Origin of the sequence: Pseudonocardia sp. HH130630-07, assembly GCF_001698125.1 — a bacterium.
Taxonomy (GTDB): domain Bacteria; phylum Actinomycetota; class Actinomycetes; order Mycobacteriales; family Pseudonocardiaceae; genus Pseudonocardia.
The window spans coordinates 5172403-5191150 of the sequence record NZ_CP013854.1 but is presented as its reverse complement, the minus strand read 5'-3'; the positions used below and the strand labels follow the sequence as shown (position 1 = coordinate 5191150).

Below are 18748 nucleotides of genomic sequence, written 5' to 3'. Positions count from 1 at the left end.
CCACGGCATCACGCACCACGACGATGAGGACAAGCATGCAGATCCAGCTCGACCGTGACGGCCTGATCGCGCTGACGCCCCAGTGGACCGGTGACCGCGACGACACCGGACGCCCCTACGTCGGCGACGACGTGATCGACCGGCTGCGCGGCATCTCGACCGAGCAGGCGTGGAAGCCGATGAAGCACGCCGGCTACGAGCGGCAGTTCGTCGGGCACTGGTGCCAGACCCGGCCCGGCCAGCCGCTGATCGGACGCGCGGTCACGGCCCAGTACGTGCCGCACCGGCCGGACTTCGACGCCGTCGTCCTGGAGTTCGCCCGGGCCCGCGGCTGGGCGGCCGACGGGATCGTCAAGCAGAACTGGTGGGCCGTCGAGGCCGTCGTCGCCGGTGACGTGATGGTCGTGGACATGTTCGGCAAGATCGAACACGGCACGTTCATCGGCGACAACCTGGCGACCGCGCTGGCCAGCCGCACCGCGGGCGGCGGCGCCGTGATCGACGGCGGCATCCGCGACGAGACCGGCATCGCCGAGCTGGAGTCGACGAACGTGTTCCACCGGGGCGCGCACCCGACCGGGATCGCCGACGTGACGATGGCCGGCCTCAACGTGCCGGTGCGCGTCGGCGGGGTGACGGTGCTGCCCGGCGACATCGTCATCGGCACGCCGACCGGGGTCATCTTCGTGCCGCCGCACCTGGCCGAGCCGGTCGCCCGGCACAGCGAGGACACCCGCCTGCGGGACGCCTTCGGCAAGTCCCGCCTGGCCGAGCGCGTGTACACGAGCGCGCAGATCGACATCGGGACCTGGGACGAGGAGATCCAGGCCGACTTCGACTCGTGGCGGCTGACCCGGCAGTGACCGCTCCCCCGCACCACCCCAGGACCGGCGACACCGCGACCCCACGGAGGACCCCATGACCGAGGTCGGACTCGAGGACCGGATCAACACCCGGACCCGCTCCAGCGACCTGCGCATCACCGACCTGCGCATCGCGAAGCTGGACGGCGTGCCGATGAGGCACACCGTCATCCGGCTCGACACCAACCAGGGCATCACCGGCTGGGGCGAGGTGCGGGACCAGGCGAGTGCGACCTTCGCGCTGATGCTCAAGTCGCGGCTGGTCGGGGAGAACCCCTGCAACGTCGAGAAGGTGTTCCGCACGATCCGGCAGTTCGGCGGGCACGGCCGGCAGGGCGGCGGCGTCTCCGGCGTCGAGATGGCGCTGATGGACCTCGCCGGCAAGGCCTACGACATCCCCGCGTACATGCTGGCCGGCGGGAAGTACCGCGACCGGGTCCTGGTCTACGCCGACACCAAGTCCCAGCCGGACCCGGAGGAGATGGGCCGGGTCCTGCTGGAGCGCATGGAGCGCGGCTTCCGGATGCTCAAGATGGACGTGGGCCTGTCGCTGCTCATGGACGTCCCCGGCGCGGTGATCGCCAGCGACGCCCAGCGCGCCCGCCGGCCGAAGGACCGGCCCTTCACGATGCACCCCTTCACCGGGGTGCACATCACCAGGAAGGGCGTCGAGCACCTGGTGGACTACGTCGCCCGGGTGCGCGAGATCATCGGCGACGAGGTTCCGGTCGCGGTCGACCACTTCGGGTACATGGACGTGGAGTCGGCCATCCGGCTCGGGCGCGGTCTGGAGCCGTTCGGGCTGGAGTGGCTCGAGGACCTGATCCCGTGGCAGTACACCGAGCAGTGGCGCCAGATCACCGACGCGGTCGCGATCCCGACCTGCACCGGGGAGGACATCTACCTCGCCGAGAACTTCAAGCCCCTGCTGGACCGGCAGGCGATCCGGGTCGCCCACCCGGATCCCGCGAGCGCCGGGGGCATCCTGGAGACCAAGCGGATCGCCGACCTCGCCCAGACCTACGGCGTACCGACCGCGCTGCACCTCGCGGCGACCCCGATCGCCACCATGGCCTGCGTCGCGATCGGCGCCGCCTCGGAGACCTTCTACGCCCTGGAGCACCACGCGGCGGACGTCCCCGAGTGGAACGGGCTGGTGACCGGCCTGCCCGACCCGATCATCCAGGACGGGCACATCGCCGTCCCGGAGGCGCCCGGGCTCGGCTTCGGTGACATCGACGAGGACGCCTTCAAGGCCGCGCTCGATCCCCGTGACCCGGTGTTCTTCGCGGAGACGAGCGCCTGGGACGACGAGGCGAGCTACGACCGTCAGTGGGGCTGAGCCGATGCGCGGAACACCCGTGACCGGCGGCCTCCCGCTCCCGGTCACCGTCAACTGCTCGATCGTCCTCGCCGGCCTCCCGCTGCTGCAACGCCCGGCCGCGGCCGCGGCCGCCGGGTTCGACGCGGTCGAGTTCTGGTGGCCGTTCGACCGGCCGGTCCCGTCCGACCGTGAGGTCGACGCGTTCGTGACCGCGGTCGCCGACGCCGGTGTCGTGCTGTCCGGCCTGAACTTCGACGCGGGCGACATGCCCGCCGGTGAGCGCGGCATCGCGTCCGACCCGCGGCGGGCGGGCGCCTTCGCCGACAACGTCGACGTCGCGGTCGGGATCGGTGAGCGACTCGGCACCACGGGGTTCAACGCCCTGTACGGCAACCGGATCGACGGTGTCACCGCACAGGAACAGGACGAGCTGGCCGCCGCGAACCTGGCGCTCGCCGGGCGTGCGGCCGCCCGGATCGGCGCGGTCGCACTGCTCGAGCCGGTCAGCGGGATCGACACCTACCCGCTGCGGACCGCCGCGGACGTCGTCGCCGTACTGGACCGGGTCGGCTCGGACGACGTGCGCTTGCTGCTCGACGTGTTCCACCTGTCCGTGAACGGTGATGATCCCGCCGCCGCGATCGCCGCGTACGGCGACCGGATCGGGCACGTCCAGATCGCCGACGCACCCGGTCGCGGCGAGCCCGGCTCCGGGGACCTGCCGGTCGTCGCACTGCTCGACCAGGTCGCGGCCACCGGCTACCGCGGACGGGTCGGCCTGGAGTACAGGCCCACGACCGAGGACCCGTTCGCCTGGCTCGCCGGCACGACCACCACAGCAGGAGGCACCGCGTGACCACGATCGGCTTCGTCGGGCTCGGCATCATGGGTGGGCCGATGGCCCGCCACCTCCTCACCGCCGGACACGACGTCACCGGGTTCAACCGCAGCCCCGAGAAGACCCGACCCCTCGTCGACGCCGGCGGGCGCGCCGCCGGGTCCGTCGCCGAAGCCGCCGAGAACGCCGACGTCATCGCCCTCATGCTGCCCGACTCCCCCGACGTCGAGACCGTCCTCACCGACGGCATCCTGGACGTCGCCAAGCCCGGCACCCTGATCATCGACTTCTCCACCATCCGCCCCGACGTCGCCAAAGACCTCGCCACCCGGGCCGCCGAACACGGCCTGCGGATGATCGACGCCCCCGTCTCCGGCGGACAGACCGGCGCCGAGAACGCCACCCTGTCGATCATGGTCGGCGGCCACCACGACGACGTCACCGAAGCCCGGCCCCTCCTCGACATCGTCGGCAAGACCGTCGTCCACGTCGGACCGTCGGGTGCCGGGCAGACCGTGAAAGCCGCCAACCAGCTCATCGTCGCCGGAAACATCGCCCTGCTCGCCGAAGCACTCGTCTTCCTCGAAGCACACGGCGCCGACCTGCCGGCCGCCGTCGAGGTGCTCGGCGGCGGACTCGCCGGCTCGGCGGTGCTGAACCAGAAGGCCCAGAAGATGCTCGACGCCGACTACACACCGGGCTTCCGGATCGACCTGCACCACAAGGACATGGGCATCGTCGCCGACGCGGCCCGGGCCGCGGGGGTCGTGACGCCGGTGGGCGCGTTGGTCGCCCAGCTCGTCGCCGCGACCCGGGCGGCGGGCCACGGCGGGCTGGACCACTCGGCCCTTCACCGCACGATCGGCGAGCTGAGCGGGGGGACGCGGAGCACGGACGGCGCGGGGTGACGGACGGCGCCGCCGCCCCTCGCGGCGGCGCCGTACCCGCCCGCGCGGCGCCACCTCTTGTGCGCACCCCTGCGGCAGTGCCAGCATGCCTCCTGCTAATCCGAATTAGCAGAACGAGGGAACCCCATGCCGCACCGCACTGCCCCGTACGAGACCGACGTCGCGATCATCGGCGGCGGACTGGGCGGGATCGCCGCCGCGCTCGCCGTCTGCCGCTCCGGGCGCCGCGCCGTCCTGACCGAGGTGACCGACTGGCTCGGCGGGCAGCTCACCTCGCAGGCCGTCCCCCCGGACGAGCACCCCTGGATCGAGCAGTTCGGTGCGACCGCGAGCTACCGAGAGCTGCGCGAGGGCATCCGCGCCTACTACCGGCGGGCCTACCCGCTGCGCCCGGAGGCCGCCGCCTCCCCCACGCTGAACCCGGGGGCCGGGCGGGTCTCGAAGCTCTGCCACGAGCCGCGGGTGGCGGTCGCGGTGATCGAGGAGATGCTGGCCCCGCTGCGCAGCGCCGGACTGCTGGAGGTGCTGACCGAGCACCGGCCGGTCGCCGTCGCGATGGCCGGGGACCGCTGCGAGTCGGTGACCGTGCGCGGGCCGGACGGGACCGACGTCGTGGTGCGGGCGCCCTACGTGCTCGACGCCACCGAGACCGGTGACCTGCTCGAGCTCGGCGGGATCGAGCACGTCACCGGCGCCGAGGCCCGCTCCGAGCACGACGAGCCGCACGCCCCGCCGGTCGCGGCGCCGGGCAACCAGCAGGGCGTCACGGTGTGCTTCGCCGTCTCCCACCACGAGGGCGAGGACCACCGCATCGAACGGCCGGCGGACTACGACTTCTGGCGCTCCTACCGTCCGGAGTTCTGGCCCGGCCCGCTGCTGGGCTTCCTCGCGCCGGACCCGCGCACGCTGGAGACGACGGACCGCCGGTTCGTCCCGAACCCCGACACCGACCCGCTCGACGTGGCCGCCGACCAGAGCGCCGACGCCGGGGACAAGGAGCTGTGGGGCTTCCGCCGGATCCTGGCCCGGCGGCTGTTCACCGACGGCGCGTTCGACTCCGACATCTGCCTGGTGAACTGGCCGATGAACGACTACTGGCTCACCCCGTACGTCGACGACGACCCCGCGGTGGTGGCCACGGCCGAGGAACAGGCCCGGCAGCTGTCGCTGTCGCTGCTGTACTGGCTGCAGACCGAGGCACCGCGCCCGAACGGCGGCACCGGCTTCCCCGGCCTCCGCCCGCGCGGCGACGTCACCGGCACCGTCGACGGCCTCGCGAAGGCCGCCTACGTCCGGGAGGCCCGCCGGATCCGGGCGGTCACCACGGTGACCGAGCACGACGTGTCCGCCGACCTGCTCGGGTCCGGTCCGCTGGTCCGCAAGGACTCGGTCGGGGTCGGCAGCTACCGGCTCGACCTGCACCCGTCGACCGGCGGGGACAACTACATCGACGTGCCGAGCATGCCGTTCGAGATCCCGCTCGGGGCGTTGCTCCCGGTGCGGGTCACCAACCTGCTCCCGGCCGGGAAGAACCTCGGGACCACGCACGTCTCCAACGGCTGCTTCCGGCTGCACCCGGTGGAGTGGAACGTCGGCGAGGTCGCCGGGGCGCTCGCGGTGCACGCGCTGGCGACCGGCTCCACCCCGCACGAGGTCCACGCCGACCCGGACCGTTTCGAGCAGTTCAACCACCGGCTGGACCGGCTCGGCGTCGAGCGGCACTGGCCGGTCGTCGGCTCGTACTGAGCGGACCGGCACCGACACATCCACCTCTCACGAAGGATCACGACGACGTGACCGACGATCCCGTACCCCACCCCATCCGGATCGGCATCGACGTCGGTGGGACGTTCACCGACGCCGTCGCCGTCGACGCCCGGACGCTCCGGCTCATCGGGCAGAACAAGACGCCGACCAGCCACGACCATCCCGACGGGGTCGCGCACGGGATCATCGAGGGGCTGCACCGGCTGCTCGACGACATCGGCCGCGCCCCGGAGGACGTCGTCTTCCTCGCCCACGGCACCACCCAGGCGACCAACGCGCTGCTGGAGGGCGACGTCGCGCCGGTCGGGCTGATCGGGATCGGTTCCGGCGTCCCGGCGCTGTTCCTGCGCCGGCTGGCGGCGATGCGCCGGATCGAGCTGACCCCGGGCAGCACGCTGCCGCTGGAGTACGGGCACCTGCGCCGGGCGTCGGACACCGCCGGGCTGCACGCGGTGCTCGACCGGTTCGCCGGGGCCGGGATCAGCTCGGTGGTCGTGACCGAGCCGTTCAGCGTGGACGATCCCGCCGGCGAGGAGACGGTCGCCGCCGTGGCCCGCGAGCGCGGCTTCCTGGTCACCGCGACCCACGACATCACCTCGCTGTACGGGCTGAGCAAGCGGACCAGGACGGCGGTGCTCAACGCCGTCATCCTGCCCCGGATGTTCGCCACCGCGGACCTGGTGCAGCGGGCCATCGAGAAGGCCGGGATCACCGCGCCGCTGATGGTGATGCGCTGCGACGGCGGTGTCATGTCCCTCGACGAGATGCGCCGCCGGCCACTGCTCACCGTGCTGTCCGGCCCGGCGGCCGGCGTCGCGGGCGCGCTGATGCAGGAACACCTCGGCGAGGGGATCTTCCTGGAGACCGGCGGCACGTCGACCGACGTGTCGGTGGTACGCCGCGGGAAGGTCGCGGTGCGCTACACCAGCTTCGGCGGCAGCACCACCTACCTGAACGCGCTGGACGTGCGGACGGTCGGCATCGGCGGCGGCTCGATGGTGCGGGCCCGGCTCGACGGGTCCCCCGGCGTCGTCGCGGTCGGGCCGCGGTCGGCGCACATCGCGGGCCTGCCCTACGCCTGCTTCGCCGGGCCGGGGGATCTCGCGGGCGCCGAGCTGGTCACGGTCGCGCCGCGGCCCGGCGACCGACTCGACCACGTCGCGCTGGACGCGGCGGGCGGCCGGTACGCGATCACCCTGACCTGTGCGGCGAACGCGCTGGGCGTGGTCCCGGCCGACGCCTACGCCCGTGCCGACCCGATCTCCGCCCGGCTGGCGCTGGAGCCGCTCGCCCGCGCGCTCGGTGTCGACGTGCCGGCCGCGGCCCGCCGCGTGCTGGAGACGGCGGCGGCGCCGGTCACCGAGGTGGTGGCGGCCCTCGTGCGGGACTACGGCCTCGAACCGGACGCCGTCCGCCTGGTCGGCGGGGGCGGTGGCGCGGCCGCGGTGATGCCGTTCGTCGGCGAGCGCGACGGCCGGGAGTGGTCGATCGCCGGGCACAGCGAGGTGATCAGCCCGATCGGCGTGGCGCTCGCGCTGCTGCGCGAGCAGGTCGAACGGATCATCCCGGGCGCCACCGACGAGCAGATCCTCGGCGTGCGCCGCGAGGCGGAGCAGGCGCTGCTGGCCCAGGGCGCGGCAGCGGGCGCGATCTCGGTGGACGTGACCGTGGACCCGCAGTCGAACACGGTGCGCGCCATCGCCACCGGGGCGACCGAGCTGCGCACCCAGGACCTGACCGACCGGCCCGGGCTGGACCGGCTCGGGCCGATCGCCGCCCGCAGCCTGCGGATCGACCCGGAGCATCTCGAGGTGCTGGCCCAGACCCCGTACCACGTGGTCTACGGCGCGCCGGTGCGCAAGCGCCGCTTCCGGCGGCCGCGGCGCGCGGTCCGCATCGTCGACCGGGACGGCGTGGTCCGGTTCGCCTCGCCCGACGCACACGTCGTGCGGGGCACGGTCGGGTCCGGCGCCGACCTGCTCGCGTCCGCGGTCACCCGGCTCACCAGCTACGGCGACGGGGGCGCCCGCGCACCCGCCGTCCAGCTGATCGCCGGGCCCACCGTCGCGGACCTGTCCGGGGTGCTCGACGAGAGCGCGCTGATCGGCCTCGCCCGCTCCGAGCTGGACGGCAAGGACCGCGACGACGATCTCGTCGCCGTGCTGGAGGTGCGGCGGTGACCCCCGGCGACGTCGACCGGGTCGACGACGTGACGCTCGGCGCCCGGCTGCTGCACGGGATCCCGACCAACGAGTCCCGCGACGCCTGCGCGCTGCAGCTGATCAGCCGGCGGGCGCAGGAGTTCGGCCACCGGCTCGCCGACCGGGACGTCCCCGGGCCCGGCACCGGACCGTCGCACCGGGTGGTCGAACGCACCGGGGGCCTGACCCGCGAGGTCCCGGTGCTGGCCCGGTTCCTGCACCGCAGCGGCACGGTGGAGCTGTTCACCGACAGCGTCGCGTTCTGCGAGGACCTCGTGGACCGGCACGGGTGGCGGGCCTGGTTCCCGGGCGGCAGCGTCCGGGCGGCGGCGCTGCTGCACGAGCACGCGCACCATCTGCTGGCCGGGCCGCACGCCCGGGAGCTGCGCGTCGCGGTGGGGGTCCCGGCGCTGCGGATCGGGCGCCTGGTCCGCTGGGCGCACGTCGCCGGTGCGGCCGAGCTGGCCGCGCACGCCTACGCCGAGCGACGGCTGGGCCTGGGCCGGTCCCCGCTGCTGCTCACCGCGGCGGCCGCCGACGCACTCGATACAGCACTCGACACCACCGTTGCAGGCAAGGGGGCCCGGACATGGGCATCGTGATCCTTCTGATCATGGCGGCGGGCGTCGCCGTGATCCTCAGCGGGAAGGTGCCGACCGCGTTCGTGCTCGTCGGGCTCGCGGTCGGGATCGGGTTCGCCGCGGGCGCCCCGCTCACCGGTGACGACGGCGTCCTGGACGCGGTCATGCAGGAGGGGGCCACGAAGCTGGCCGCGACGATGATCGCCATCCTCCTCGGCTCGTGGCTGGGGTCGCTGATGCGCGACACGGCGATCGCGAAGACCCTGGTCCGCAAGACCGTCGAGTTCGCCGGGGACCGGCCGGTGGTCGTCGCGCTCGGGATGCTCGGTGTGGCCGCGATGGTCGGCACCGTGACCGGCTCGGCACCGGCGGCGCTGCTCGCCGGGGTCGTCGGGATCCCGGCGATGGTCGCGGTCGGGGTGCCGAAGGTGACGGCGGCCGGGACCGTGCTGATGGGGATCGCCGTCGGGGTGCCGTTCGAGCTGCCGATCTGGCAGTTCTTCTCCAGCGCCCTGGACCTCACGATCCCCGAGGTCCGCAGCTTCATGATCATGCTGTTCCCGTTCGCGCTGGTGGCCGCACTGGCCTACGTGCTCGTCGAGACCAGGCGCCGGGGCACCGTGCACTCCTGGTCGCTGACCATGCCCGGCCGGCGGGAGGACCGTCCGCCGTCGCGCCGCGAACGCCTCGGGGACGCGCCCTGGTACGCGCTGCTCACCCCGCTCGTCCCGATCGTGCTGGCGCTGGGGTTCGAGGTGCCGATCATCCCGTCGCTGCTCGGCGGCGTGCTCTACGCCGTCGTCACCACCACCCGTCCGCGGGACATGGGGACGACGATGCTGCGCTCGCTCTACGACGGGTTCACGGTGGCCGCGCCCCCGATCACCCTGTTCGTCGCGATCGGGATGCTGCTGGCCGCCGTCGGGCTCCCGGGCGCGGTCAGTGCGCTCACCCCGATCGTGCAGGTGCTCGCACCGAGCGAGCCGTGGCTCTACGTGCTGGTGTTCTCGGTGCTCGTACCGCTGTGCCTGTTCCGCGGGCCGATGAACATCTACGGGCTCGGCGCCGGGATCGCCGGTGCGCTCACCGCAGTCGGCGCCTACCCGACGATGTGCGGTGCTCGGCCTGATGGCCTCCTACAACCAGGTGCTCGGGGTGTCCGACCCGACGAGCACGCAGACGGTGTGGGCCGCGCAGTACTCGGGTGTGAGCCCGCAGCAGGTGATGCTCCGGACGTTGCCCTACGTGTGGGTGGTCGCGATCGGCGGTGTCGTGACCTCCGCGGTGCTCTACCTCTGAGCCGGTCGCCGGGACGGTGCCGCCAGCGTCGTCCCGGCGACGGTCTCGCAGGTCAGCAGGGTGCGGCGGGCGGCGGCGGGCAGATCGTCGGCGGGGTCGAGGATCCGGCCGAGCAGGCGCAGCGACTCGGCACCGAGCCGGGTCCGCGGCGGCCGCAGCCGGGTGAAGTCCGGCAGCTCCGGTCCCGGGCGGGCCGGCTCGGCCAGCACGACGACCGAGAGGTCGGCGGGGACGGAGATCCCGGCCGCGGCGGCCGCCGTCCACGCCCGGACGGCCTGGTCCGCCGTCTCGGCCACGACGGCGGTCGTCCCGGCGGCCACCAGGTCCGCCACCAGGCCGGGGGTGATCGCGTCCCCGTCGGCCCGCACGGTCTCGAGCCGGGTCCCCGGCACGCCGGCGCACCCGCGCTCGACGCCCCGCATCCGGTCCACGATGGACTCACCGGCCTGCTCGGAGTGCAGGTAGGCGACCGACCGGTGCCCGGCGTCGAGGACCTGCCCCAGCAGGGTGGCGCTCCCGGCCACGTAGTCCAGCCCGACGTAGGGCACGTCGGGGACGTCGCGACGCCCGACGGCGACGAACGGGAAGCCCTCCGCCAGCAGCCGGGTCAGCTCGTCACCGTCCATCCGGACGCCGAGCAGCAGGCACCCGTCGGCGAGCCGCAACCGGCTGTTGCCGTGCAGCAGCCGGCGCCGGCCGCCCTGCATCCGGGCGCTGGTGAACATCAGCAGGTCGCAGCCGAGCTGTTCGGCCTCGGCCTCGATCCCGGCGAGCAGCGGCGTGTAGAAGTCCTGCGCGCCGGTCGGGAACGCCGGCTCATAGGTGAACACGCCGACGATCTTGTTCCCGACGCCGGCGAGCCGCCGGGCCGCGGCGTTCACGGTGTACCCGGTCTCGGCGATGACCCGCTCGACCCGCTCGCGGGTGCGCTCCGGGATCCGGGTGACGTCGTTGGCCTTGCCGTTGAGCACGAGCGAGACGACCGCCTGGCTGACCCCGGCGAGCTCCGCGATCTGCCGCTGGGTCACCTTGCCACCGGAGCCACCGGAGCCACCGGGGCCGCTGCTCCCGTCGTGCTCACGCACGCTGCGCCCGTTCACGACGTCCAGCCTAGGTCCATCCGCGCCCGGCGGGCGGACGCGTTCCGACGCCCGGTGACGACCGTCGCCCTGCTCACCGCGACCCGCCGCCCGTCACGCCCGGCACCGAGGAACCGGGTCCACCGAACCCGGGAGCGTGCATCTCGCCGCGGTGGTGGGGCCCGTGGATCAGGTGGCGGGCAGGTCGTAGTAGAGCTCGTAGCGGTCGCCGAGCATGGTGATCTCGTTGACCTCGACGATGTGCTCCGCGGTGGAGGCGAGGCGGATCAGGCGCAGCAACGGCGCCCCGGTGGTGGTGTCGAGAGCAGCGGCCTCGTCGGGGTCGGCGCGCCCGATGCGGACGGTCTCATGGAACCGGACGAGGTGAACCGTCCCGGCTTCTCTGCCGCTCCGTTGTGAGCAGGCTGAGAGGATGGGTGTCGTGCCCAAGAAGATCGACCCAGCGGTTCGGAGCCAGGCTGTGCGTCTGGTGACCGAGCATCGTTCGGCGTACTCGACCGAGCGTGCCGTGCATGTCCAGGTCGCTGAGTCACTCGGGGTGTCGCGTGAGTCCGTGCGTCGCTGGGTGTCCCAGCACGACGTCGACACCGGCGTCGTAGCGGGCGTGACCAGCGATGACCGCGAGGAGCTGCGGCGGTTGCGGGCGGAGAACAAGCGCCTGCGCGAGGTCAACGAGGTCCTCAAGTCGGCGACGATTTTCTTCGTGGGGGAGCTCGACCCCCGAAACCGCTGATCGTCGCGTTCGTCGATCAGATGCGGGCTGCTGGTCATGCCGTCGAGTCGATCCTTGCTGCCCTCAACACCCTGGGGCTCACGATCGCGGCACGAACCTTGCGGGCCTGGTGCGCTCGGACCGGCACCAGGAACGGCGCCGCCGGCCGGGTCGCGGCCCGGACCGTCACCGACGCCCTGGTCGAAGACGCCGTCCGTGCGGCGGCGTTCACCACCAACCGCGCCGGCGAACCGGTGCTGGCCCCAGAGGGACTTTATGGGCGTCGCAAGATGCTGGCCCTGATCCGTCGAACGGTGCTGCCCGAGGCTGGGTTCGGAGCGGTCGACCGGGCGATGCGCTCGGTGGGGCTGGCCGGAGTGGTCCGCGGGAAACGGCCGCGCACGACCATCCCGGACTCGACCGCCCAGCGGGCCGCTGATGCGGTTCCCCCGAGATCGTGGAGGGTTCTTATGCCGCGTCTCGGGTGAGGGCGGCGTTCTCGTAGTTGATCGGTGAGAGCCCGGCGGCGGCACTGTGTCGCCGCCGGTGGTTGTAGAAGCCGTAACACCAGTCGATGACCGCCGCCCGCGCCCTACTGATGGTGTCGAAGTCGTTGCGGGACAGCACTTCCCACTCCAGGCTGGAGAAGAACGCCTCCGCCGCGGCATTGTCGAAACACGACCCGACCCGGCCCATCGACTGACGGATGTCGAGCCGCCGACACAGAGCGGTGAACGCGCCCGCGGTGTAGGTCGACCCGCGGTCGGTGTGGAAGATCACCCCGGCGATTCGGTCCGCCCCGCCGCGGGCCGCCACCGCCATCCGGATCGCCGCACACGCCAGCTCGGCGTTCGGGTGCAGCCCCGTGGCCGCGCCGAGCAGCCGCCGCGAGTACAGGTCGATCACCGTGGCCAGATACAACTTCCCGGCCGCGGTGGGGATCTCGGTCATGTCCCCGACCCATCTGCGGTTCGGCTCGGCCGCAGTGAAACCCCGACGAAGCAGGTCCGGGAACTTCGGCGCCGTGCGGTCCTGGCGGGTCAGCCCGTTGTGCCGCTTGATCCGGCGGGCGACCAGGCCCTGGCGGCGCATCGAGTCCGCCACGGTCTTCTCCGACACCCGCCATCCGGCCTCACACAGGTCGGCGTGCAGACGGGGTGAGCCGTGTAGCCGCTGGGCGTCGTCGAACGCCACGGCCACGGCGGCGTCCAACGCGCAGCGGCGCTTCTCGGTCGCGGTGGCACCACCGTCGGAACGCGCGGCGCGGTCGAGCCACTTGTACAACCAGGAGATCGACACCCCCAACAGGGCGCAGGCCAGCGTGTGCGGCACCCGGTGGAAGGTCCTCTGGTCGGCGATGAAACGGGCCACGCTCACTTCGTCGCCTCCTTGACCCACAGGACCACGGATCGCTTGAGGACATCACGCTCCATCCGCAGCTCGGCGTTCTCCGCGCGCAGCCGCTTGAGCTCCTCGACGCCGCCGCGAGACAGGCCCTCGGTGTCCTCGCGGGCCTCTCGTGCACGGGCCACCCAGTTGCCCAGCGTGCCCTCGTTGACCCCCAGGTCACGGGCGACCTGGGCGATCGGCTTGCCCGTCTCCTCCACGACCCGGACCGCTCCGTCACGGAACTCCCGGTCGTAGCGCTTCCGTACCTCTGGCATCGCTACCCCTTATAGCTGATGCCTCCCCGATCATGGGGGAACCGCAGCATCACCGGAACCCGCTACATCGTCCCCACCCACCCGTTCGACGTCGTCGGCTGGGACGGCTGCCTCTACCCCTACACCTTCAACATCAACGACTTCGAACCCATCACCGGCCGAGTCCACCAGCCGCCACCGGTGCACCAGGTATTCGAGGGGCAGAACTTCGTCATCTGCAACTTCGTGCCCCGCAAAGTCGACTACCATCCGCTCGCCGTGCCGCTGCCGTACTACCACGCCAACGTCGACTCCGACGAGGTCATGTTCTACTGCGGCGGCGACTACGAGGCCCGCAAGGGCTCCGGGATCGGGCAGGGCTCGATCTCGCTGCACCCCGGCGGACACAGCCACGGGCCGCAGCCGGGCGCCGTCGAACGCGCACTCGGCGCCCAAACCTTCGACGAACTCGCCGTCATGGTCGACACCTTCCGCCCCCTCGAACTCGGCGAAGGCGCCACCGCGTCGGAGGACCCCGGATACGCCTGGACCTGGTCCGGCCGCGGCCCCGCGGGCTGAGCGGGGCTCACCGGTTCCGGTCCGGCAGCGCCGCGAGCATCCGCCACAGTGACGCTGCAGGAACTCCGGCACGCCCTGCACTGCGAAGTCGTAGTCGTGCGCGACGTTGATCCGGGCCAGCCTGCGCAGTGGCGGCATCCGGCCGGCCTCGGCCAGGGCCCGGAACTGCTCCTCCAACGGGCCGGCCGGGGTCTCCGCCATCCGGATCCGCACCGGCCGGTCGGTCGGGTTCGCGAACGCGTGCGTGACCCCGGGCGGCACCGTGACGATCTCGCCGACGGTGAGGAGGCGGTGCTCGCGGCCGACCCGGACCCGGAGCTCGCCGTCCAGCACGGTGAACGTCTCGGACCGGCCACGGTGCCGGTGCGCCGGCGGGCCGGACAGGCCGGGCGGCAGGACCGCCTCGACCTCGAAGGCTGCCCCGCCCGAACCGGCGCCGTCACGCAGCACGGTCACCGACTCGCCGGTGGGCAGCTGGATGCGGTCGAGACTCATGGGTCACCCTCCGGTACGGGTCTCAGTGCCAGGTCGTCGCAGTGCCAGGTCGATGAAGACGCCCACCGCCGCGTCGGCCCCGGCCATGTCGCCGGTGACCAGAGCGTCGTGCAGCAGGCCGCGCGCGACACCGAGCCCGAGCCGGGCCCGCAGCAGCGCCTCCTCCGGCGGGACACCGACGCGCCGGAACAGCGCGGCGAGCGGCTCGAGCCAGGGCTCGACCACTGTCCGGGCCAGCGGCTCGGCGTGCGCACGCCCGTGCATCGCGTGCGCCGACAGCTCGAAGAACAGCGGGCCGTAGCGGGCGGCGTCCGCGGTGATCGTCGTCCAGAACCGGCGCACCACCTCCGCCGGCTCGGCGTCCGGGTCGGCGGTCAGCGCGGCGAGGGTCTCCCGCTGACCGCTCTCGACGGCGGCCACCACCGCGGCGAGCAACCCCTCCCGGGACCCGAAGTGGTAGATCAGCATCCGGTGACTGGTACCGAGCGCGGCCGCGATCGCCCGCAGGCTGCGGTCGGCCACTCCCGCCTCGGCGAAGTGCTCGACGGCCGCGTGCACCAGCCGGTCCCGGGGCGCGTCCACCGGCATCGTCATGTACCGAATGGTACGCGACGGGCCGCGCTCACGCCGGTGGCGACGCCCCGTTGACCGACAGGCGGATCGCGTAGACCGACGAGGTCGCCGTGACGAACAGGTGGTTGCGCCGCGGTCCGCCGAACACGAGGTTCGAGCAGACCTCCGGGACCTTCAGCTTCCCGAGCAACGTCCCGTCGGGATCGACGCAGTGCACCCCGTCGTGGGCGGCGAGCCAGAGCCGGCCCGCGTCGTCCACGCGGACGCCGTCGAAACCGCCGGCACCGCCGGTGTCGGTGCTGACGACGACCTCGCCGCCGCGCAGGGCCCCGTCGCCGGTCACGGTGAAGCGGCGCACGTGGTTCGGCGCGGTCCCGCTGTCGACGACGTACAGCTCGGAGTGATCGACGGAGAACGCCAGCCCGTTCGGACGGTCGAGATCGGTGGCGACGGCGTCGACCGCGCCGGTCACGGGGTCGACCCGGTACACGTGGCAGCCACCGATCTCGCTCGCGGCCCGGTACCCCTCGTAGTCGGAGTCGATGCCGTATCCGGGGTCGGTGAACCAGATCGAGCCGTCCCGCCGCTCGACGACGTCGTTCGGGCTGTTCAACCGCCGGCCGCCGAACCGGTCGGCCAGCACCGTGACCGTGCCGTCGTGCTCGGTGCGGGTCACCCGCCGGTTGCCGTGCTCGCAGGTGACGAGCCGCCCCGCGCGGTCGAGCGTGTTGCCGTTGGCGTACCCGGACGGGGAGCGGAAGACGCCGACGGCGCCGGTGGTCTCGTCCCAGCGCAGCATGCGGTCGTTCGGGATGTCGTCGAAGAGCAGGTAGCGGCCGGCCGGGACGTAGACCGGGCCCTCGGTCCACCGGCACCCGGTGTGCAACCGTTCCAGCCGGGCGTCCCCGCGACAGCGGAACCGCTCGTCGTGGACCTCGAACCGGGCCGGTACGCCAGCGAGCCCGTCCCCTGCCGTCACGTCTCCTGCCGCAGCCGGCGCAGGGCGATGTCGATACCGCGGTGCATCGCGGCCCGCACCGTCTCGGGCGGGTCGCCGCGCCGCAGCGAGACCAGACCGGCCGCATAGAGCGCGTCCATCACGGCCGCGGCGACGACCGCGGCGCCCAGCTCGTCCAGCTCCGCCGGGAACCGCTCGTGCAGGAACGCCGCGTACTGCGCCTCCGCGGCGCTGCGCCGGCGCGACATGCCGGCCTGGAAGACCGGGTCGGCCGCGGCCAGCCGCAACCGCAGCCACGCCAGTCGCGCCTCCCGCTGCGGGTAGTCGTCGACCATCGTGTGTGCCGCCCGGGCCAGCAGCTCGGTCCCCGTCTCACCGGGCCGGGGTGACCCGAGCACGTCGAACACCAGCGCGACACGGGCCGCACCGCCCTCGGTGAGCACGTCGGCCTTCCCGGCGAAGTGCAGGAAGAACGTCCGGGTGCTGACGTCAGCCCGCTCCGCGATGCCGGCCACCGTCGTCGCCTCGAAGCCCTGCTCGGCGAACAGCTCGACCGCCGCGTCGACCAGCGCCTGGCGGGTCGCGAGCTTCCTGCGCTCCCGGCGACCCGGCTCCGCGCCGGCACCGGGCTGCTCATCCACTGCGGCGGGTCCCCAGTATCGCGATGTCGACCGCACGGTGCATCGCCGCGCGCACGGCGTCGAGGCCGGCCCCGGAGCGCAGGGCGGTCGTGGCCGCCGCGTGGGTGGCCGCCATGACGGCGGCGACGGCCGCGCTCGCGTCGACGTCGTCGAGATCGTCCGGGAACGACCGGAGCAGGCCCGCGGTGAGCATCCGCTCGGCCTCGAACCGGCGGCGCATGATGTTGGCCTGGACCGAGGGGGCCGTCCTGGCGATCTGCTGGCGCACCCGTCCGAGACCGAACTCCCCCGGCCGGCGGTCGTCGATCATCAGTCGCATCGCCCTGGCGAGCGCGTCGTCCGGCCGTTCGCCCGGGACCCGCTCGGCCAGTGCCCGCAACCCGATCTCCAGGCGCTCCTCGCTGCTGCCGACGAGGACGTCCTCCTTCGTGGGGAAGTGCAGGAAGAAGGTGCGGGTGCTGACGTCGGCCCGCTCCGCGATCTGGGCCACGGTGGTCTCGTCGAAGCCGTGCTCGGCGAACAGCTCCACCGCCGCGTCCACCAGCGCCTGCCGGGTCGCCAGCTTCTTGCGCTCCCGGCGCCCCATGTCCTCGCTCACGGTAGTGAGTATCGCAACCACTATCCGAGCAGACGCGCCCGCCAGGGTGAGCTCGCGCCGAGCCCGTCGGCGAGCATGCGGTGCCGGATCTGCCGCCACGGTTCGCGGGGCGCGGCGGCCCAGTCCAGCGGACCCTGCGGCGGCTGCGGGTCGTACTCGATGCCGAACTGCACGGCCCGCGCCGTCGCCTCGTCGGCCAGCTCCGCGACGAGATGGAGCGCCATGTCGATCCCGGCCGACACCCCGGCCGCGGTGATGATCCGGGGGTCGTGGCCGCCGTCCACCCAGCGCTCCCCGACCGGGGTGGCGCCGAAGACCGGCAGCGCGTCCAGGAAGGCCCAGTGCGTGGTCGCCGGGCGCCCCTCGAGCAGGCCCGCGGCGCCCAGCAGCAGGGACCCGGTGCACACCGAGGTGAGCGTCGCCCCGTTCCGCCCGGAACCCGCGAGGTAGGCGAGCAGGGTCCGGTCGTCCATCGCGCGGAACGTCGGTGCCCCTCCCCCGGGCACCACCACGACGTCCGGCTCCGGGACGTCGTCGAAGGTCGCGGTGGCCGCGACGTCGAGCCCGGCGTCGGTCTCGACCGGGGAGGTGCCGGCACCGACGGTGTGCACGGTCCACCCGCGCGCCGCACCCGCCGTCCGCAGCACCTGCAGCGGGCCCACCAGATCCAGCAGGGTCATCCCCGGGTACACGATGCACGCGACGATCATCAGGTCTCCTCCCCACGGGCCCGATCGCCCGCACTTCGATGCACTCTTTGCATGTGTACATCTACTGCACGATCGTGGCACTCCGCCGGGGAGCCCCACCGGCGAGCGGGCCGGTGGGGTCGCCACGCTGCGGACGGATCAGCGCTGCAGCTCGTGGGAGAGCTCGGCGAGCTCCTGACCACCGGCCATCTCGGTGGTGAGCTCCTCCAGGGTGACCTCGTCACGGGTACGGTCGAGCACCCGGCGGCCCAGCTTCAGGATGATGAAGTGGTCGCCGACCATGTAGGCGTGGTGCGGGTTGTGGGTGATGAACACGACGCCCAGGCCCGCGTCGCGCGCGGCGGCGGTGTACTTGAGCACCACGCCGGACTGCTTGACGCCCAGTGCGGCGGTCGGCTCGTCGAGGATCAGCACCCGGGCACCGAAGTACACCGCGCGCGCGATCGCGACGCACTGGCGCTGCCCGCCCGAGAGCGTGCCGATTGGCTGGTTGATGTCCTTGACGTGGATGCCCATCTTCTTCAGCTCGGCGTCGGTGATCTCGCGCATGGCGGCGATGTCGAGCGGGGCGAGCGGGTAGTTGCCCTTGCGCAGCTCCGAGCCCAGGAAGAAGTTGCGCCAGACCTCCATCAGCCCGACCACGGCCAGGTCCTGGTAGACGGTGGCGATCCCGCGGTCCAGGGACTGGCGGGGCGAGCCGAACGTCGTCGGCTCGCCGTGCACGGTCAGCGTGCCCTCCGAGTGCGGGTGCAGCCCGGACATGATCTTGATCAGGGTCGACTTGCCGGCGCCGTTGTCGCCCAGCACGCAGGTGACCTCGCCGGCGTTGACGGTCAGGTCGATGCCCTCGAGTGCGCGGATGGCGCCGTAGGTCTTGCCGACCCCGGCCATCTGCACGAGCGGTGCACCCGCGCGTGGATCGGCCATGGTGTCGTCGGCGATGGAGTCGGTCATCGTG

Annotated in this window: 21 protein-coding genes and 2 pseudogenes; 11 read left to right on the top strand and 12 right to left on the bottom strand. The window is 72.9% G+C overall.

What is annotated here, in order from left to right; genetic code table 11:
- Window positions 1–35 precede the first annotated feature (35 nt).
- The 7 genes from AFB00_RS24650 to AFB00_RS24620 all read left to right on the top strand — a co-directional run bounded on the left by AFB00_RS24650 (window position 36) and on the right by AFB00_RS24620 (window position 8503).
- A complete protein-coding gene (locus AFB00_RS24650; RefSeq protein WP_068799164.1) occupies window positions 36–863 on the top strand; it encodes an RraA family protein in 828 nt (275 codons plus the stop codon).
- A 55-nt stretch (window positions 864–918) separates the two neighbouring features.
- Window positions 919–2205, top strand: coding sequence for a mandelate racemase/muconate lactonizing enzyme family protein (locus AFB00_RS24645; protein WP_068799163.1), 1287 nt, complete (start codon window positions 919–921; stop codon window positions 2203–2205).
- A gap of 4 nt (window positions 2206–2209) precedes the next feature.
- Window positions 2210–3043 (top strand): hydroxypyruvate isomerase family protein, encoded by an 834-nt coding sequence (locus AFB00_RS24640; protein ID WP_068799162.1) that lies wholly within the window; start codon window positions 2210–2212, stop codon window positions 3041–3043.
- Window positions 3040–3933 (top strand): 2-hydroxy-3-oxopropionate reductase, encoded by an 894-nt coding sequence (locus AFB00_RS24635; protein ID WP_068799161.1) that lies wholly within the window; start codon window positions 3040–3042, stop codon window positions 3931–3933. The genes AFB00_RS24640 and AFB00_RS24635 overlap by 4 nt, the downstream gene beginning before the upstream one ends.
- Window positions 3934–4059: 126 nt before the next feature.
- Window positions 4060–5679 (top strand): FAD-dependent oxidoreductase, encoded by a 1620-nt coding sequence (locus AFB00_RS24630; RefSeq protein ID WP_068799160.1) that lies wholly within the window; start codon window positions 4060–4062, stop codon window positions 5677–5679.
- A 47-nt stretch (window positions 5680–5726) separates the two neighbouring features.
- Window positions 5727–7880: a hydantoinase/oxoprolinase family protein gene (locus AFB00_RS24625; RefSeq protein ID WP_068799159.1), complete on the top strand. Its 2154-nt coding sequence runs from the start codon at window positions 5727–5729 to the stop codon at window positions 7878–7880.
- Complete coding sequence (locus tag AFB00_RS24620) at window positions 7877–8503, top strand: hypothetical protein (protein WP_068799158.1); 627 nt, start codon at window positions 7877–7879, stop codon at window positions 8501–8503. Before AFB00_RS24625 ends, AFB00_RS24620 begins: the two co-directional genes overlap by 4 nt.
- Here AFB00_RS24620 and AFB00_RS35125 read toward each other — a convergent pair.
- Window positions 8421–9029: a hypothetical protein gene (locus AFB00_RS35125; protein ID WP_231974056.1), complete on the bottom strand. Its 609-nt coding sequence runs from the start codon at window positions 9027–9029 to the stop codon at window positions 8421–8423. The two genes, AFB00_RS24620 and AFB00_RS35125, sit on opposite strands and share 83 nt — an antisense overlap.
- 569 nt (window positions 9030–9598) lie before the next feature.
- Between AFB00_RS35125 and AFB00_RS35120 the strand changes: the two genes are divergently transcribed.
- Entirely contained in the window at window positions 9599–9781 is a 183-nt protein-coding gene (locus AFB00_RS35120; protein WP_231974055.1) for a hypothetical protein, read from the top strand.
- Here AFB00_RS35120 and AFB00_RS24610 read toward each other — a convergent pair.
- Together AFB00_RS24610 and AFB00_RS34275 are read right to left on the bottom strand one after the other, a co-directional pair.
- On the bottom strand, window positions 9772–10881 hold the full coding sequence (locus AFB00_RS24610; RefSeq protein WP_197519650.1) for a LacI family DNA-binding transcriptional regulator: 1110 nt from the start codon (window positions 10879–10881) through the stop codon (window positions 9772–9774). The genes AFB00_RS35120 and AFB00_RS24610 overlap by 10 nt on opposite strands.
- Window positions 10882–11049: 168 nt before the next feature.
- Window positions 11050–11310, bottom strand: coding sequence for a UTRA domain-containing protein (locus tag AFB00_RS34275; RefSeq protein WP_197519649.1), 261 nt, complete (start codon window positions 11308–11310; stop codon window positions 11050–11052).
- A gap of 40 nt (window positions 11311–11350) precedes the next feature.
- Here AFB00_RS34275 and AFB00_RS33565 point away from each other — a divergent pair, with 40 nt between their 5' ends.
- Together AFB00_RS33565 and AFB00_RS24600 are read left to right on the top strand one after the other, a co-directional pair.
- The gene (locus AFB00_RS33565) at window positions 11351–11614 is read left to right on the top strand and encodes a transposase (protein WP_197519595.1); all 264 of its coding nucleotides are present in this window, start codon (window positions 11351–11353) and stop codon (window positions 11612–11614) included.
- A 20-nt stretch (window positions 11615–11634) separates the two neighbouring features.
- On the top strand, window positions 11635–12081 hold the full coding sequence (locus tag AFB00_RS24600) for a hypothetical protein (RefSeq protein WP_068799157.1): 447 nt from the start codon (window positions 11635–11637) through the stop codon (window positions 12079–12081).
- Here the strand turns inward: AFB00_RS24600 and AFB00_RS24595 are convergent.
- Entirely contained in the window at window positions 12062–12970 is a 909-nt protein-coding gene (locus AFB00_RS24595) for an IS3 family transposase (RefSeq protein WP_060710839.1), read from the bottom strand. The two genes, AFB00_RS24600 and AFB00_RS24595, sit on opposite strands and share 20 nt — an antisense overlap.
- Window positions 12967–13257, bottom strand: a complete 291-nt coding sequence (locus AFB00_RS24590) for a transposase (protein ID WP_060710840.1) — start codon at window positions 13255–13257, stop codon at window positions 12967–12969. The genes AFB00_RS24595 and AFB00_RS24590 overlap by 4 nt, the downstream gene beginning before the upstream one ends.
- A gap of 36 nt (window positions 13258–13293) precedes the next feature.
- Between AFB00_RS24590 and AFB00_RS24585 the strand changes: the two are divergent.
- Window positions 13294–13815: pseudogene (locus AFB00_RS24585) on the top strand (homogentisate 1,2-dioxygenase domain-containing protein); the annotation flags it as partial.
- Window positions 13816–14079: 264 nt separating this feature from the next.
- Here the strand turns inward: AFB00_RS24585 and AFB00_RS36430 are convergent.
- From AFB00_RS36430 to AFB00_RS24555, 7 genes and pseudogenes are all read right to left on the bottom strand, one after another.
- A pseudogene (locus AFB00_RS36430) lies at window positions 14080–14310 on the bottom strand (cupin domain-containing protein); the annotation flags it as partial.
- Window positions 14311–14313: 3 nt separating this feature from the next.
- Window positions 14314–14904, bottom strand: coding sequence for a TetR/AcrR family transcriptional regulator (locus AFB00_RS24580; RefSeq protein WP_231974054.1), 591 nt, complete (start codon window positions 14902–14904; stop codon window positions 14314–14316).
- A gap of 28 nt (window positions 14905–14932) precedes the next feature.
- The gene (locus tag AFB00_RS24575) at window positions 14933–15862 is read right to left on the bottom strand and encodes an SMP-30/gluconolactonase/LRE family protein (protein ID WP_068799156.1); all 930 of its coding nucleotides are present in this window, start codon (window positions 15860–15862) and stop codon (window positions 14933–14935) included.
- A complete protein-coding gene (locus AFB00_RS24570) occupies window positions 15859–16482 on the bottom strand; it encodes a TetR/AcrR family transcriptional regulator (RefSeq protein ID WP_068799155.1) in 624 nt (207 codons plus the stop codon). Before AFB00_RS24570 ends, AFB00_RS24575 begins: the two co-directional genes overlap by 4 nt.
- Window positions 16475–17080, bottom strand: coding sequence for a TetR/AcrR family transcriptional regulator (locus AFB00_RS24565; RefSeq protein WP_068799154.1), 606 nt, complete (start codon window positions 17078–17080; stop codon window positions 16475–16477). Before AFB00_RS24565 ends, AFB00_RS24570 begins: the two co-directional genes overlap by 8 nt.
- 20 nt (window positions 17081–17100) lie before the next feature.
- On the bottom strand, window positions 17101–17790 hold the full coding sequence (locus AFB00_RS24560; protein ID WP_068799153.1) for a DJ-1/PfpI family protein: 690 nt from the start codon (window positions 17788–17790) through the stop codon (window positions 17101–17103).
- A 138-nt stretch (window positions 17791–17928) separates the two neighbouring features.
- Window positions 17929–18744 carry an ATP-binding cassette domain-containing protein gene (locus tag AFB00_RS24555; RefSeq protein WP_068799152.1) on the bottom strand — a complete coding sequence of 272 codons (816 nt, stop codon included), beginning with the start codon at window positions 18742–18744 and terminating at the stop codon, window positions 17929–17931.
- Between the last annotated feature and the right edge of the window lie 4 nt (window positions 18745–18748).

Bases quoted from the DNA above. Each gene is read 5' to 3' on its own strand.
- AFB00_RS24650 (WP_068799164.1), top strand. From the start codon at position 36: ATGCAGATCCAGCTCGACCGTGACGGCCTGATCGCGCTGACGCCCCAG.
- AFB00_RS24645 (WP_068799163.1), top strand. From the start codon at position 919: ATGACCGAGGTCGGACTCGAGGACCGGATCAACACCCGGACCCGCTCC.
- AFB00_RS24640 (WP_068799162.1), top strand. From the start codon at position 2,210: ATGCGCGGAACACCCGTGACCGGCGGCCTCCCGCTCCCGGTCACCGTC.
- AFB00_RS24630 (WP_068799160.1), top strand. From the start codon at position 4,060: ATGCCGCACCGCACTGCCCCGTACGAGACCGACGTCGCGATCATCGGC.
- AFB00_RS35125 (WP_231974056.1), bottom strand. From the start codon at position 9,029: ATGAAGCTGCGGACCTCGGGGATCGTGAGGTCCAGGGCGCTGGAGAAG.
- AFB00_RS24600 (WP_068799157.1), top strand. From the start codon at position 11,635: ATGCGGGCTGCTGGTCATGCCGTCGAGTCGATCCTTGCTGCCCTCAAC.
- AFB00_RS24590 (WP_060710840.1), bottom strand. From the start codon at position 13,257: ATGCCAGAGGTACGGAAGCGCTACGACCGGGAGTTCCGTGACGGAGCG.
- AFB00_RS24580 (WP_231974054.1), bottom strand. From the start codon at position 14,904: ATGACGATGCCGGTGGACGCGCCCCGGGACCGGCTGGTGCACGCGGCC.
- AFB00_RS24560 (WP_068799153.1), bottom strand. From the start codon at position 17,790: ATGATCGTCGCGTGCATCGTGTACCCGGGGATGACCCTGCTGGATCTG.
- AFB00_RS24555 (WP_068799152.1), bottom strand. From the start codon at position 18,744: ATGACCGACTCCATCGCCGACGACACCATGGCCGATCCACGCGCGGGT.